We start from the raw sequence: 13726 nt of genomic DNA, 5'->3' as shown, positions 1-13726 counted from the left end.
CTGATGCGTTTCACTTTCCGAGCAGGATTCGGGCGTCGGCCACGAGCGTGATGGAGCCGGTGATGAGGACACCACCGGAGAGGTCGTTGAGTTCTTCCGCGCGTTCGACCGCCCATTCGATGGCATCGTCGAGCCTCGGCGCGACGTAGATGGATTCCTCCGCGAAACCGGCGGCCATCGCGTCCTCGGCGAGGTCCTCGGCGGAGATGGCGCGCGGCGAGTCGGACGCGGTGACGCAGATCTGGTCCACCCAGTCCCCGAGGTGTTCGCGCAGCTGCTCCAGCACGCCCACGGAGTCCTTCTCGTGCAGCACCCCGACGATGGGCACGAGGCGGGTGAAGTTGAAGGCCTCCTTCAGCGCAATGGCGGAGGCCCGCATGCCGTCCGGGTTGTGCGCGGCGTCCACGATGATGGTCGGCGCGGTGCGGACTACCTCCAACCGGCCGGGCGACGTCACCTGGCGGAAGCCCTCGCGGAGCACGTCCGCGTTGAGCTCCTTGGTCCCGCCGCCGAGGAACGCCTCCAGGGCGGCAACGGCGACGGCGGCGTTCTGGGCCTGGTGGGCGCCGTGCAGCGGCAGCAGGATGTCCTCGTAGCGGCCGGCCAGGCCGGAGATGACCAGTTGCTGACCGCCGACGGCCAGCACGCGCGACTCCACCCCGAACTCGACGCCTTCGAAGCGGAACGGCACCCCGGTCTCCTGGGCCTTCTCCAGCAGCACCTGCGCCGCCTCTGCCGGCTGAGCGGCGCTGACCAGGAAACCGCCGTGCTTGATGATCCCGGCCTTCTCCGCCGCGATCTCCTCGACGCTGTCGCCCAGCAGGTCGGTGTGGTCCAGGGAAATGGGGGTGACCACGGAGACCTGGCCGTCCACGACGTTGGTCGCATCGGTGATGCCGCCCAGTCCGACCTCGATCACGGCAACTTCCACCGGCTCATCGGCGAAGATCGCGATGGCCAGGATGGTGACGCATTCGAAGTAGGTCAGCCGCGGCTCGCCGGCTCCGGCCAGCTCGGTATCCACGATCTCCAGGTAGGGCCGGACTTCGTCCCAAATCCGCACGAAGGTCTCATCGGCGACGGGCTCGCCGTCGATGCTGATCCGTTCCGTCACCCTGCTCAGGTGCGGGCTGGTGTAGCGGCCGGTGCGCAGGCCGTGGGCGCGCAGCCCGGCCTCGATCATCCGCGCGGTGGACGTCTTGCCGTTAGTGCCGGTGAGGTGGATGCTGGCGAACGCCTTCTGCGGCTCGCCGAGGATCTCCATGGCGCGGAACAGCGGTTCCATCCGCGGCTCCATCTTGTTCTCGGGAGCCCTGCTCAGCAGTTCCGCGTAGACGCTTTCGACGCCGAACTCGTCGCTCATGCCTGAGCCTCCACCTTCTCGACGGTGACCTGCTGGCTGTCGCCGGGCAGCAGGACCAGCTCCACGGTCAGGGTTTCCTCCGAGACCAGTTCCTGGTGCCGGCCCAGCGCCGCCAGCACGTCCGGCCCGGCCGCCACCGTAGTGCGGATCCGGTCACTGACCACGAGGTCGGCGTCCTTGCGGGCCTGCTGGATGGTGCGGACGAAGTCGCGGGCCAGGCCCTCGGCTTCGAGTTCCGGAGTGACCTCGGTGTTCAGGACCACGAAGCCCCCGCCCGGCAGCATGGCCACGGATGCGGATGCTCCGCCGGCCTGCTCGGCGACGACGGTCTCCAGGGTGTACTCCTGCGGCTCGAGTGCGAGCCCGCCGGCGGTGACCTTTCCGTCGGCGTCCACCGACCAGTCCCCCGACTTGGCGGCCTTGATCGCCGTTTGGACGTTCTTGCCCAGGCGCGGACCAGCGGCGCGGGCGTTGACCACCAGCTTCTGCTCGATCCCGAACTCCTCCGGCGAGGCGCTGCCGGCGTCGACCAGGCGGACGGACTTGATGTTCAGTTCGTCCTTGATGATCTCCTCGTAGCCGCCGGCCAGTTCCGCCGCTCCGGCAGTGACCACGGTCAGCTCGGACAGCGGCAGGCGCACGCGCAGGTTCGCGGCCTTGCGCAGGCTGGAGCCGGCCGAGCAGATGCCCCGGGTGCTCTCCATCCGGGCGACCAGATCGGCCTGCTCCGGGAACAGCCCGGCGTCCGGCCAGTCGGCCAGGTGCACCGAACGGCCGCCGGTCAGCCCGCGCCAGATCTCCTCGGTCACCAGCGGCAGCAGCGAGGCGGCGCTGCGGCAGACGGTCTCCAGGCAGGTGTAGAGCACGTCGAACGCGTCCGCGTCCTCGTCGAAGAAGCGCTGGCGGCTGCGGCGGACATACCAGTTGGTCAGGGTGTCCAGGTACTCGCGCAGCGCGTCGCAGGCGCCGCTGACGTCGTACTCGTCCAGGCTGACGGTCATGTCCCGGACCAGCTGCCCGGTGTGCGCCAGGATGTACTGGTCCAGCGAATCCAGGCCGGCGATGCGGGCGGCATCCCCGGCCACCGGGACCGCCTCGTAGCCGGCGCCGTTGTTCGCCGTGTTCGTGTACAGCTTGAAGAAGTGCCAGACGTTCCAGAGCGGCAGGATGACCTGGCGGACGCCGTCGCGGATGCCCTGTTCGGTGACGATCAGGTTGCCGCCGCGCAGGATCGGCGAGGACATCAGGAACCAGCGCATGGCGTCCGAGCCGTCGCGGTCCAGCACCTCGGAAACGTCCGGGTAGTTGCGCAGGCTCTTGGACATCTTCTGCCCGTCGGAGCCGAGCACGATGCCGTGGCTGATCACGTTCCGGAATGCCGGGCGGTCGAACAGCGCGGTGGCCAGGATGTGCAGTGTGTAGAACCAGCCGCGGGTCTGCCCGATGTACTCCACGATGAAGTCGCCGGGATTGTGGTGCTCGAACCAGTCCTGGTTCTCGTGCGGGTAGTGCACCTGGGCGTACGGCATCGACCCGGAATCGAACCAGACGTCCAGCACGTCCGGCACGCGGCGCATGGTGGACTGGCCCGTGGGGTCGTCCGGGTTGGGCCGGGTCAGCTCGTCGATGTAGGGCCGGTGCAGGTCCGGCTGGCCCTCCGCGTTGAGCGGCAGCCGGCCGAAGTCCGCCTCCAGCTCGGCCAGCGAGCCGTAGACGTCCTGGCGCGGGTAGTCCGGGTTGTCGGATTCCCAGACCGGGATCGGGCTGCCCCAGTAGCGGTTGCGGCTGATCGACCAGTCGCGGGCGTTCTCCAGCCACTTGCCGAACTGGCCGTCCTTGACGTTCTCCGGGATCCAGTTGATCTGCTGGTTCAGCTCGACCATCCGGTCCTTGATCTTCGTGACCTCCACGTACCAGGACGAGATGGCGCGGTAGATCAGCGGGTTGCGGCAGCGCCAGCAGTGCGGGTAGGAGTGCTCGTAGCTGGCCTGGCGGAGCAGCCGGCCGTCAGCCTTGAGCACCTTGGTGATCGGCTTGTTCGCCTCGAAGACCTGCAGCCCGGCGATCTCGGCCAGGGGTCCTTGGCCGAAGTAGGGCAGGAATTTGGCGCCCTCGTCGACCGAGACGATCACCGGAATTCCGTTGGCCTCGCAGACCCTCTGGTCATCCTCGCCGTAGGCCGGCGCCTGATGGACCAGGCCGGTGCCGTCGGTAGTGGTGACGTAGTCCGCGACGACGATCTTCCAGGCGTTGCCGGTGCCCCACTTCTCCGCGTCCGTGTAGTAGTCCCAGAGCGGCTCGTAGCGCAGGCCTTCCAGGTCCGCGCCCGCGAAGGTGGCCGTGACCGCCTCCGCCGCGGCAGCGCCGTCGTCGTACCCCAGGTCCTTGGCGTAGGTGTGCAGCAGGTCCTGCGCCAGCAGGAACCGCTCCCCCGCGGCCGTAGTGCCGTTGGGGCCGGCCGGCAGCACCGCGTAAGTGATTGCGGGCCCGACGGCGAGGGCCGCGTTGGTGGGCAGGGTCCAGGGCGTGGTGGTCCAGGCCACGGCGTTCACGCCGGCGAGCTCGCGGCTGAGGTCCGACTCTCCGGCCAGCAGCGGGAACGTCACCGTCACCGTCTGGTCCTGGCGGTTCTTGTAGACGTCGTCGTCCATCCGCAGTTCATGGTTGGACAGCGGCGTCTCGTCCTTCCAGCAGTACGGCAGGACGCGGTAGCCGTTGTAGGTCAGCCCCTTGGTGTGCAGTTGCTTGAACGCCCAGATGACCGACTCCATGTACTCGACGTTGAGCGTCTTGTAGTCGTTGTCGAAGTCCACCCAGCGGGCCTGCCGGGTGACGTAGTCCTGCCACTCCCGGGTGTACTTGAGCACCGAGGAGCGGCAGGCGTCGTTGAACTTGTCGATGCCCATGGCCTCGATCTGGGCCTTGTCCGTCATGCCCAGCTGCTTCATGGCCTCCAGCTCGGCGGGCAGCCCGTGGGTGTCCCAGCCGAAGCGGCGCTCCACGCGCTTGCCGCGCTGCGTCTGGTAGCGGCCGACGATGTCCTTGACGTAGCCGGTCAGGAGGTGCCCGTAGTGCGGCAGCCCGTTGGCGAAGGGCGGGCCGTCGTAGAAGACAAACTCGTTGGAGCCGTTGCTGCCGGCATCGCGAGCATCGATCGAGGCCTGGAAGGTACCGTCCTGCTGCCAGTACTTCAGTACCAGCTCTTCGACTTCGGGAAACTTCGGGGAGCTCTGGGCTGCGGCTGCACCGGCGGCAGCGGCCTTGGGATAGGTCTGTGGCATTTCATCATCCTGGGCGGCTGGGAGCGTGGACACTTTATGCGAGGACGTGCCCTCCCCTGGCCGCCGGGCCGGGAGTCCGGCCTGGCCGCCCGGCCGAGAAGCCCGCGGTACCACCTCACTTGCCGCCGCCGCCGCACGGATCTCCGTGCGCCGTGGCTGCCACTCATTCGCTGCTGTGACGGGCTTACCCGTCCGGTTCTACTGGGCTTGCGCCGTTCTTCCGGAAGCTCGCCGGTGATGGCCGGGTCAACGCTGCTACTCCCCAGTTTAGGCCAGCCTGGGGCAATGGCGAAAACCCGGCGATCACCCGGCCATCCCGGTGCTACCGGACGCCGTCGGCGGCGAGCGCGGTGCTCCGGGCAGGCCGCGACGCGGCGACCATCTGCTCCCGCGGGACCACCTTGATCCGCTCCCGGGGCACGGGACCACGGGAGGTCTCCACCAGGCCGGCGGCGGCGCCGAGTTCGCGCTCCCGGGCATCGAGCTCGAGCCAGCCCTCCCAGGTGGTGTATTCGATGCCGCGGGCCTCCAGCAGCCGGACGATTTCCTCCTCCTCCGGCAGCGGCGCCGCCTGGAGCCCGTCCCGGTCGGCGAGGAGATGGGTGATCGTCTCCAGGGCGTCCCCCTTCGTGTGCCCGATCAGCCCCACGGGCCCGCGCTTGATCCAGCCGGTGGCGTAGAGACCGGGCACGGGCCGGCCGCCGGCATCGAGCACCCTGCCTTCCTCGTTCGGGATGACGCCGCGGCGGCCGTCGTATTCGAGACCGGGCAGCGCCGAACCGAAGTAGCCGATGGCCCGGTAGACGGCCTGCACCGGGTAGTCGACAGTCTCGCCCGTGCCGCGGACGTTTCCGGTACCGTCCAGCTCATTGCGTTCGAACCTGATCGCCGCCACGGAGCCGGGGTCGGACTCGCCACCGAGGATCTCCACCGGGGTGTGCAGGAAGTGCAGGTGGAGGCGGCGCGAGGCACCGCGGGTCCCTTCCTGTTCCTGCCGTTCTTCCCGGTCCTCCTGCTCCACCAGCCAGTTGGTCAGCGTGGCCACCATGGTCTTGGTCTGGTTGTTGGAACGGATGGCCTCGTCCGAGGCCTCGTCGAACTCGAAGTCCTCCGGGTACAGCACGATGTCCACGTCGTGGCTGTGCGAGAGCTCGCGCAGCTCCAGCGGCGTGAACTTGACCTGGGCCGGTCCGCGCCGGCCGAACACGTGCACGTCGGTGACCGGCGATGCCTTTAGCCCGGCGTGGACGTTGTCCGGGATCTCGGTGGGAAGCAGTTCCGCGGCGTGCTTCGACAGGACGCGGGCGACGTCGAGCGCCACGTTGCCGTTGCCGATCACGGCGACCTCTTTCGCGGACAGCGGCCATTCGCGCGGCACATCGGGGTGCCCGTCGTACCAGGAGACGAAGTCCGCGGCGCCGAACGATCCGTCCAGCTCGACCCCGGGGATGTTCAGGTCGGCGTCCTGGACGGCGCCGGTCGCGAAGATGACGGCGTCGTAGTGGCGGCGCAGGTCCTCCAGGTCGAGGTCGGTACCGTAGTCCACGTTCCCGAAGAAGCGGATGTCCCCGCGGTCCAGCACCTTGTGCAGCGCGGTGACGATGCCCTTGATCCGCGGATGGTCCGGGGCCACGCCGTAGCGGATCAGGCCGTAGGGTGCGGGGTAGCGGTCGAACAGGTCGATGCTCAGGCTGAGCCCGCCGGAGACCGCCGCCTCGCTCTTGGTCAGCAGGTCGGCCGCGTAGACTCCGGCCGGGCCGGCCCCCACCACGGCGATGCGCAGGCGTCCGGGGACGTTGTTGTTGTTATCGATGGTGTCTTCACTCATGCGGGTACTCCTTGTGCCTTCCGCTGTTGGTCAAAAGTGTGGGTCCGGCGGGACGCCGGGGGTATCAGCGCGCAGCCGCGCCGACCGGGGGTTCGGCCGGCTGTCCTGCCGGCTCGCCGGCCAGCTCTGCGGGCGCGTACGGACTCAGCCGCACCACGTCCCCCACGACGATCACTGCCGGATTCTCCACTCCGACGCGCGCCGCTTGCGCCGCGATGCTGTCCAGGGTGCCGATAGTCACGCGCTGGTTCGGCAGCCAGCCGCGCTCGACGATGGCGACGGGCGTTTCCGGGCCCAGTCCGCGCGAGCGCAGCGCGGCCGCGATCCGGGGCAGGCGCCGCACTCCCATCAGCAGGACGAGGGTGTGGTCCGCCCGCGCCGGCAGCTCGGCCAGTTCCTCGTGGCCGGTGGCGACGCTGAAGCCGGCCGCCGCGCCCCGGTGCGTGACCGGGATCCCGGCGGCCGCGGGGACGGAGATGGCGCTGGTGACCCCGGGAACGACCTCGACGTCCACGCCGTGCTCCCGGCAGAAGCGGGCCTCCTCGCCGCCCCGGCCGAGGACGTACGGATCGCCGCCCTTGAGCCGGACGACCAGCCGGCCGGCCCGCGCCTCGCGGACCAGGATCGTGTTGATCTCGTCCTGGCCGGCCAGGTGGTTGCCCGGCGCCTTGCCGACTTCGATGACACGGACGCCCTCTTCCAGTTCCGCGAGCAGGTCCCGGGGACCCAGCCGGTCCGCGACGACCACGTCCGCCTCGGCGAGCAGCTGCCGACCGCGCACCGTGATCAGGCCCGCGTCGCCGGGACCGCCGCCGACCAGCGCCACGCGGCCAGGGCGGGTGTCCGCCGGGCGCCGGCGGCGCAGGGGCAGCCGCCCCGTCCGGAGCGCGAGCATGATCGCGTCCTTGAGTGCCTTGGCCCGCCGCGGATCGCCGCCGGCATTGACCCCGACGGTGATGTCGTCCGCGCGGCCGACCGCCGGCGTCCAGGCGGCGGAGGCCTCGGCGTCGGACGCGTTGACGCACCAGATCCGGCGTTCTTCGGCGTCTGCCGCCACCTGCCGGTCCAGTCCCGGAATCCCGGTCGCGGTCTGGGCGAGCCACACGCCGTCGAGGTCTTCCGGCGCGTAGCCGCGGCGCACCCAGGTGAGCAGCCCCGCCTCGGCCAGGCGTCCGACGTCGTTGCCCGCGTCCGGGGCGACGACGGTAACCGCGGCGCCGGCGTCCAGCAGCGCCCGGACGCGCCGGCCGGCGACCCGGCCCCCGCCCACCAGCAGCACCGGCTTGCCGAGCAGCCGGAGCGATACCGGGTAGAGATCCAGTCCGTTCATCGTGTACTTCCTTCCAAAAGGCCGCGGCGCTTGAGCAGCCGCCGCTCCACGGGGCCGAAGACCAGCAGCTCCACCAGGATGCCGACAGCCAATATCACCAGGACCGCGCTCATCACGATTCCCATGTCGGACAGGGTCCGGCCCTGGTCCAGCAGGGAACCCAGGCCGTAGCCCATGGTGCCGCCGACGGCGATGATCTCCGCGGCCATCAGCGAGCGCCAGGAGAAGGCCCAGCCCTGCTTCAGGCCGGCGACGTAGCCGGGCAGCGCGCCCGGCAGGACTACCTGCAGCGCCGTTTCCAGCCGCGAGGCACCCAGCACCCGCGCCACGCTGCGGTACTGCGGCGGGACCTGGTCCATGCCCGCCACCAAGCCGTTCACGATCGAGGGGATCGCGCCCATCAGCACCACAAAATAGGCCGTGGCATCGGTCAAACCGAACCAGATGATGGCCGCGGGCACCCACGCCACCGAGGGAAGGACCTGCAGGCCGGAGACCAGCGGCCCGAAGGCGCGGCGCACCACGGCGACCTGGCCGAGCAACAGGCCCAGCGGGGTGCCGACGGCGACCGAGACCAGGAAGCCGGCCAGCCCGCGCTGGAGCGATGTGCCCACGGACTCCTGCACCAGTCCCTCGGTCCACAGCCGGCCGAGGGACGCGAAGACGTCCAGCGGGCCGGGAACCAGGTCGCGGCGCTTAAGGTCCATCGAGACCAGGAGCTGCCACACCAGGAGGAGAACAACGACGGCGGCAAGCGGCAGCAGGATCCGGCTCCAGTCCCTCTGCGGGGACGTTCCCCCGGACTGCAGGGTGTCCAGCCCGGCCTCGACGGCGCGGAGCTCGTCTCCTGCCGGTGGCGAGGGCTGTTCCGTCGGCGGAACGCCCGGGGCTGATGCGGGAGCGGGCGCTGCCGCCTGCGCTCCCTCGGGCGCCAGCGGGCGCGGTTCGAGGTTGGTTGCATTACGCGGCATGGCGTCGGATCTCTTCCCTCAGGCGTGCGGTGACTTCAGCGGCCACGGCCGCCGCGCAGGCGGTTTCGGTTCGCGCTTCCGCCGGCACCGCCCATTCCCGGACCACCCGGCCGGGACGGGAGGAGAGCAGCAGGACACGCTGGCCCAGCCGGACGGCCTCCCGCACGTTGTGCGTGACGAAGACGATGGTCCGGCCGGTCTCCCGCCAGATCCGTTCCAGCTCCTCGTGGAGCAGGTCCCGGGTGATGGCGTCGAGGGCCGCAAACGGCTCGTCCATGAGCAGCAGCTGCCGATCCTGGCTCAGCGCCCGGGCGAGGGCGACGCGCTGGCGCATCCCGCCGGACAGCTCGTGCGGCCGCTTCCCGGCGGCCTCGCCCAGACGGACCAGTTCCAGCAGCTCCGTGGCGCGCCGGTGCCGGGCCGCCTTGCCCACACCGCGCAGCTTCAGCGCCAGCTCCACGTTGCCCCGGGCCGTGAGCCACGGAAACAGGGCGGGATCCTGGAACATGAAGGCCGCGCCCTCCGCGGGAACCTCCAGGGCGCCGGAGCTGGGAAGCTCCAGGCCCGCGATGATGTTGAGCAGTGTCGACTTGCCGCAGCCGGAGGCACCGAGCAGGGCGACGAACTCCCCCTGCCCGAACCGGGCATCCACGCCCTCGAGCACGGCCGGCCCGCCGCCGAAGCGCTTGCCGAGGTTTTCCAGCACTACCGTCATTGCGCCGCCCGCCTCACTCTGTGCCCAGCTTCGCGGCGCCGATGCGTGAATGCCCGGGTTCCTCCGCGAGCACCCGGTTCAGGGCCCGGAGGTCGAACAGGCCCGTCAGGTCCGCCGGTTTGGTGAGACCGGACTCCACGCCGTCTTCGAGCAGCCGAGGGAACGTCCCGGCCAGCGGGTCGGGCGTGAATGCGATGTTGCGCAGTGCGCGGTCGATGACGTCGCGTGGCAGTTCCGCCCCCGCTGCCTCCTTGAGGCCAGCGTTGACGGCCTCGGCTCTTTCCGCCGGGGCGGCCGCATTGAGCCAGTCAATGGCTGCGACGTGGCCCCGCAGGAGCGCCTCGACCGTCCCGGGATGATCCGCGGCGTACTTCCGGCTGACGACCAGCACGGTGGTGGTGAACTGGCCGGGCTTCCCCGCCAGCGTTCCGTCCCACAGGTCCGCCTCGTCGACGAGGACGTCGGCACCGGCCTGGAGCACCAGGCGGGAGGCCCATGGTTCGGGCAGCCAGGCGCCGTCCAGCTTCCCGTCCTGGAACAGCTTCAGGGTCTGGGCGTTCTCGGTCGGGTTGATGGTCACGTCCCCGCCGCCGTCCGGGGTGGCGGCCAGGCCGTGGGATGCCAGGTAGGAGCGCAGGGCCACGTCCTGGGTACCGCCGAGCTGCGGGGTGGCCAGCACCTTGCCCTTGAGCTGCGCCGCGTCCCGGATCCCGGGCCGGACCACCAGCTGCGCACCGCCTGAGGTGGCCCCGGCGATGACTGCCACGGATTCGCCGCGGCTCTGGACGAAGGAATTGATGGCCGGGTTGGGCCCCAGGTACGCGGCGTCGATGGCCCCGGCGTTGAGGGCCTCGATTGCGGCGGGGCCGGCGTTGAACACCTGCGTGCTCAGGGTAGTGCCGGTCCCCTGCTCCAGAGCGTCGGCGAGCAAGCCCTGCCGGACGCCGACCAGTGCCGGGGCGTGCGTGACGTTGCCGAAATAGCCCAGCCGCAGTTCGGCCGCGGACGAGGCCGCGCTGTCCGCGCGCTCGCCGGCACCGTTGCCCGCCGCAGAGAGGGCAGCGGCGCCGGAGCCGGCGATGGCCGCGCAGAACAGCAGTGCCACCGCGATGTCCCAGCCGCGCCGCCGCCGGGGTTTCGAACCGGCCGCCGTGATTCGGACGGTCTTAGGGGTATGCCGGTCCTGGCTCATCGGGCACCGCCCCTGGTGATCATCCCGGCCGCCAGGGTAGTTCCGTCCTGCGGATCGATCAACAGGAAGGCCCCCGTCCGCCGATGGACAGCGTACGGTTCGAGCGGGAGCGGGGCGGACAGCCGCAGCGCCACGTGTCCGATGTCGTTTAGTCCCAACTCCTCGGCGGGCCCGGCCTGCAGTGCCTCAAGGTCGAGCCGGCCCTCGATGGCCTCGACCCGGGCACGCACGGTGGCGGTGCCGTGCTTGACCAGGACCTTGGAGCCCGCCCGCAGCGGCTGCTGCGCCAGCCAGCACACAGAGGCCGGCAGGTCCGCCGAAGCGGCCGGGGCGCTGTCCTCGGCGGCAATCAGGTCCCCGCGGGCGACATCGAATTCGCCGGCCAGGCGCAGCGCCACCGACTGCGGGGAAGAGGCCTCCCGCAGTTCGGTGCCCGCGGCGTCTATCCCCACAACCGTCGTGGTCCGCGGCGGATGCCCAGGAGCCAGGACCGAGACGGCATCGCCCACCCGCACGGTGCCGGCGACGACCTGGCCGGCATAGGCGCGGTAATCCCGGAACGCGTCCGGGTCGAGCCCGGGCGCCAGCGCCCCCTGCGGCCGCAGCACCAGCTGGACCGGGAAGCGGAAGGAGGCAACGGCGTCGTCCTCGTCATCGGTGCCCGGAAGGGACTCCAGCAGCTCAAGCAGCGTCGGCCCGCCGTACCAGGGTGTGCGCTCCGAACGCTCCACCACGTTGTCGCCGTCCAAGGCGGACACCGGGATGCTTACCGCGCCGGTCAGGCCGAGGTCCGCGGCCACCCGGCGGACGTCGGCCTCGATGCGCGCGAAGGCCTCTTCGGAGTAGCCCACGAGATCGATCTTGTTCACGGCGACGACGACGTGCGGCACGCGCAGCAGCGCGATCACGCTCAGGTGCCGGCGGGTCTGCTCGAGGACACCCTTGCGGGCATCGACGAGGACCACCACGGCGTCGGCCGTCGAGGCGCCGGTGACGGTGTTGCGCGTGTACTGCACATGCCCGGGGCAGTCGGCGAGGATAAAGGTGCGCCGGCCGGTGGCGAAGTAGCGGTAGGCGACGTCGATGGTGATGCCCTGCTCGCGTTCGGCCCTCAGGCCGTCGGTCAGCAGCGCAAGGTCGAGTCCGCCCTCGCCGCCGAAGCCGCGCTCGGCCGAGGTGCGGGCGACGGATTCCAGCTGGTCGGCCAGGATCGCCTTCGAGTCGTGCAGCAGCCGGCCCACCAAAGTGGACTTGCCGTCATCTACGGAGCCCGCGGTGGCGAAGCGGAAGAGCGTACCGGTGGCCAGGGCCGGTCGTTCCAAAAGTTCCTCGGTCATTAGAAATACCCATCCTTCTTGCGGTCTTCCATCGCCGCCTCGGAAATGCGGTCGTCGGCGCGGGTAGCCCCGCGCTCGGTGAGGGTGGACGCGGCGACTTCGAGCACCACGTCCTCGACGGTTGCCGCCTCGGAGAGGACGGCGCCGGTGCAGGACATGTCTCCGACGGTGCGGTAGCGGACCGTCCGGACGGACACGTCCTCCTCCGGGCCCGGCCGGGAGAATTCCCCGACGGCCCGCCACATCCCGTCACGGCGGAAGACCTCGCGCGGGTGGGCGTAGTAGATCGGCGGCAGTTCGATGCGCTCGCGGGCGATGTAGCGCCAGATGTCCAGTTCGGTCCAGTTGCTGATCGGGAAGGCGCGGACGTGCTGGCCCGCGGCATGGCGGCCGTTGTACAGGTTCCACAGCTCCGGGCGCTGGTTGCGCGGATCCCACTGGCCGAACTCATCGCGCAAGCTCAGGATGCGCTCCTTGGCACGGGCCTTGTCCTCGTCGCGCCGGCCGCCGCCGAAGACGGCATCGAAGCGGTGCCCGGCGATGGTGTCGAGCAGCGGCGCAGTCTGCAGCGGGTTCCGGGTGCCGTCGGCCCGTTCCTTCAGCTCCCCTCGGTCGATGTATTCCTGCACGGAGCCCACGACGAGCCGCAGGCCCAGGCGCTCCACTGTCCGGTCCCGGAAGGCCAGGACTTCGGGGAAATTGTGCCCGGTGTCCACGTGCAGGACCGGAAACGGCACGCGCCCCGGCCAGAACGCCTTGGCTGCCAGGTGCAGCATGACCACGGAGTCCTTGCCGCCGGAGAACAACATCGCGGGCCGCTCGAATTCCGCCACCACTTCGCGGATGATGTGGATTGATTCGGCCTCGAGCGTGTCCAGGACGCCGAGCCGCTCGGGGGCCGGGGCCGGCGCGTCGTAGGAATGGATCAGGGTCATCGCGGGTCCTTGTGTGTCGGGGAAGGGAAGGCACAGATGGTTGGGCGAAGGTCAGGAATGGATGCCGCACTCGGTTTTGGCCAGGCCTGCCCAGCGCCCGGCGCGGGGATCTTCGCCGGGGGCGACGGGCCGCGTGCACGGGCGGCAGCCGATGGACGGGTAGCCGTGCTGCAGCAGCAGGTTGAGCGGCACGGCGTGGCGTGACGCGTAGCCGGTCAGTTCCTCGAAGCTCCACGCCGCCACCGGGTTCACCTTGACCAGCCCGTGGGCCTCGTCCCAGCCCACCAGCGGCGTGTTGGTGCGGGTCGGCGCCTCGTCGCGGCGGACTCCGGTGAACCAGACCCGGTAGCCTGCGAGCGCAGTGGCGAGGGGGTCCATCTTCCGCAGCCGGCAGCATAGGGCCGGGTCGCGCGCGAACAGGTCCGGTCCGTGCGTTGCCTCCTGCTCGGCGAGGGTCTGCTCCGGAAGCACGTCCACCACGTTGACGTCGATCCTGCGGGCTACCTCGTCCCGGGTGGCCACGGTTTCGGCGAAGTGGTAACCCGTTTCCAGGAACAGGACATCGACGCCCGGAAGCTGGGCCGCCACCAGATGGGGCAGCACGGCGTCCGCCATGGAACACGCGACGGCGGCGTCCCCGGGCGCGAAATTCCGCCGCACCCAGGCCACGACGTCTTCTGCCGGTGCGTCGAAGCCCAGTTCCTCAGCGCCCGCGGCCGCCAACCGGCGCAGTCCCTCGGTTTCGGCAGGCGTGCGGACCGTCGAGATGCCGCC

Annotated in this window: 10 protein-coding genes; all 10 read right to left on the bottom strand. The window is 70.4% G+C overall.

Annotation, left to right across the window (positions count from 1 at the left end; translation table 11 throughout):
* Positions 1 to 10: 10 nt before the first annotated feature.
* Positions 11 to 1363 carry a bifunctional folylpolyglutamate synthase/dihydrofolate synthase gene (locus tag WFH44_RS16710; protein ID WP_336715104.1) on the bottom strand — a complete coding sequence of 451 codons (1353 nt, stop codon included), beginning with the start codon at positions 1361 to 1363 and terminating at the stop codon, positions 11 to 13.
* Positions 1360 to 4644 (bottom strand): isoleucine--tRNA ligase, encoded by a 3285-nt coding sequence (gene ileS / locus WFH44_RS16705; protein WP_336715102.1) that lies wholly within the window; start codon positions 4642 to 4644, stop codon positions 1360 to 1362. Before ileS ends, WFH44_RS16710 begins: the two co-directional genes overlap by 4 nt.
* Before the next feature lie 322 nt (positions 4645 to 4966).
* On the bottom strand, positions 4967 to 6472 hold the full coding sequence (locus WFH44_RS16700; RefSeq protein WP_336715100.1) for an FAD-dependent oxidoreductase: 1506 nt from the start codon (positions 6470 to 6472) through the stop codon (positions 4967 to 4969).
* A gap of 64 nt (positions 6473 to 6536) precedes the next feature.
* Complete coding sequence (cobA, locus tag WFH44_RS16695) at positions 6537 to 7802, bottom strand: uroporphyrinogen-III C-methyltransferase (protein WP_336715098.1); 1266 nt, start codon at positions 7800 to 7802, stop codon at positions 6537 to 6539.
* Positions 7799 to 8773, bottom strand: coding sequence for an ABC transporter permease (locus WFH44_RS16690; RefSeq protein ID WP_336715096.1), 975 nt, complete (start codon positions 8771 to 8773; stop codon positions 7799 to 7801). Before WFH44_RS16690 ends, cobA begins: the two co-directional genes overlap by 4 nt.
* Positions 8763 to 9488 (bottom strand): ABC transporter ATP-binding protein, encoded by a 726-nt coding sequence (locus WFH44_RS16685; RefSeq protein ID WP_336715095.1) that lies wholly within the window; start codon positions 9486 to 9488, stop codon positions 8763 to 8765. The genes WFH44_RS16690 and WFH44_RS16685 overlap by 11 nt, the downstream gene beginning before the upstream one ends.
* Positions 9489 to 9501: 13 nt before the next feature.
* A complete protein-coding gene (locus WFH44_RS16680) occupies positions 9502 to 10680 on the bottom strand; it encodes an ABC transporter substrate-binding protein (protein ID WP_336715094.1) in 1179 nt (392 codons plus the stop codon).
* On the bottom strand, positions 10677 to 12017 hold the full coding sequence (locus WFH44_RS16675; RefSeq protein WP_336715092.1) for a sulfate adenylyltransferase subunit 1: 1341 nt from the start codon (positions 12015 to 12017) through the stop codon (positions 10677 to 10679). The genes WFH44_RS16680 and WFH44_RS16675 overlap by 4 nt, the downstream gene beginning before the upstream one ends.
* Complete coding sequence (cysD, locus tag WFH44_RS16670; RefSeq protein WP_336715090.1) at positions 12017 to 12952, bottom strand: sulfate adenylyltransferase subunit CysD; 936 nt, start codon at positions 12950 to 12952, stop codon at positions 12017 to 12019. Before cysD ends, WFH44_RS16675 begins: the two co-directional genes overlap by 1 nt.
* A 51-nt stretch (positions 12953 to 13003) precedes the next feature.
* Positions 13004 to 13720 (bottom strand): phosphoadenylyl-sulfate reductase, encoded by a 717-nt coding sequence (locus WFH44_RS16665; protein ID WP_442892927.1) that lies wholly within the window; start codon positions 13718 to 13720, stop codon positions 13004 to 13006.
* Positions 13721 to 13726 lie beyond the last annotated feature (6 nt).

It is taken from the genome of Arthrobacter sp. USHLN218 (assembly GCF_037144715.1).
Classification (GTDB): domain Bacteria; phylum Actinomycetota; class Actinomycetes; order Actinomycetales; family Micrococcaceae; genus Crystallibacter.
Note: the sequence above shows the minus strand (reverse complement) of the source record. Positions and strands in the feature narration are given on the sequence as shown.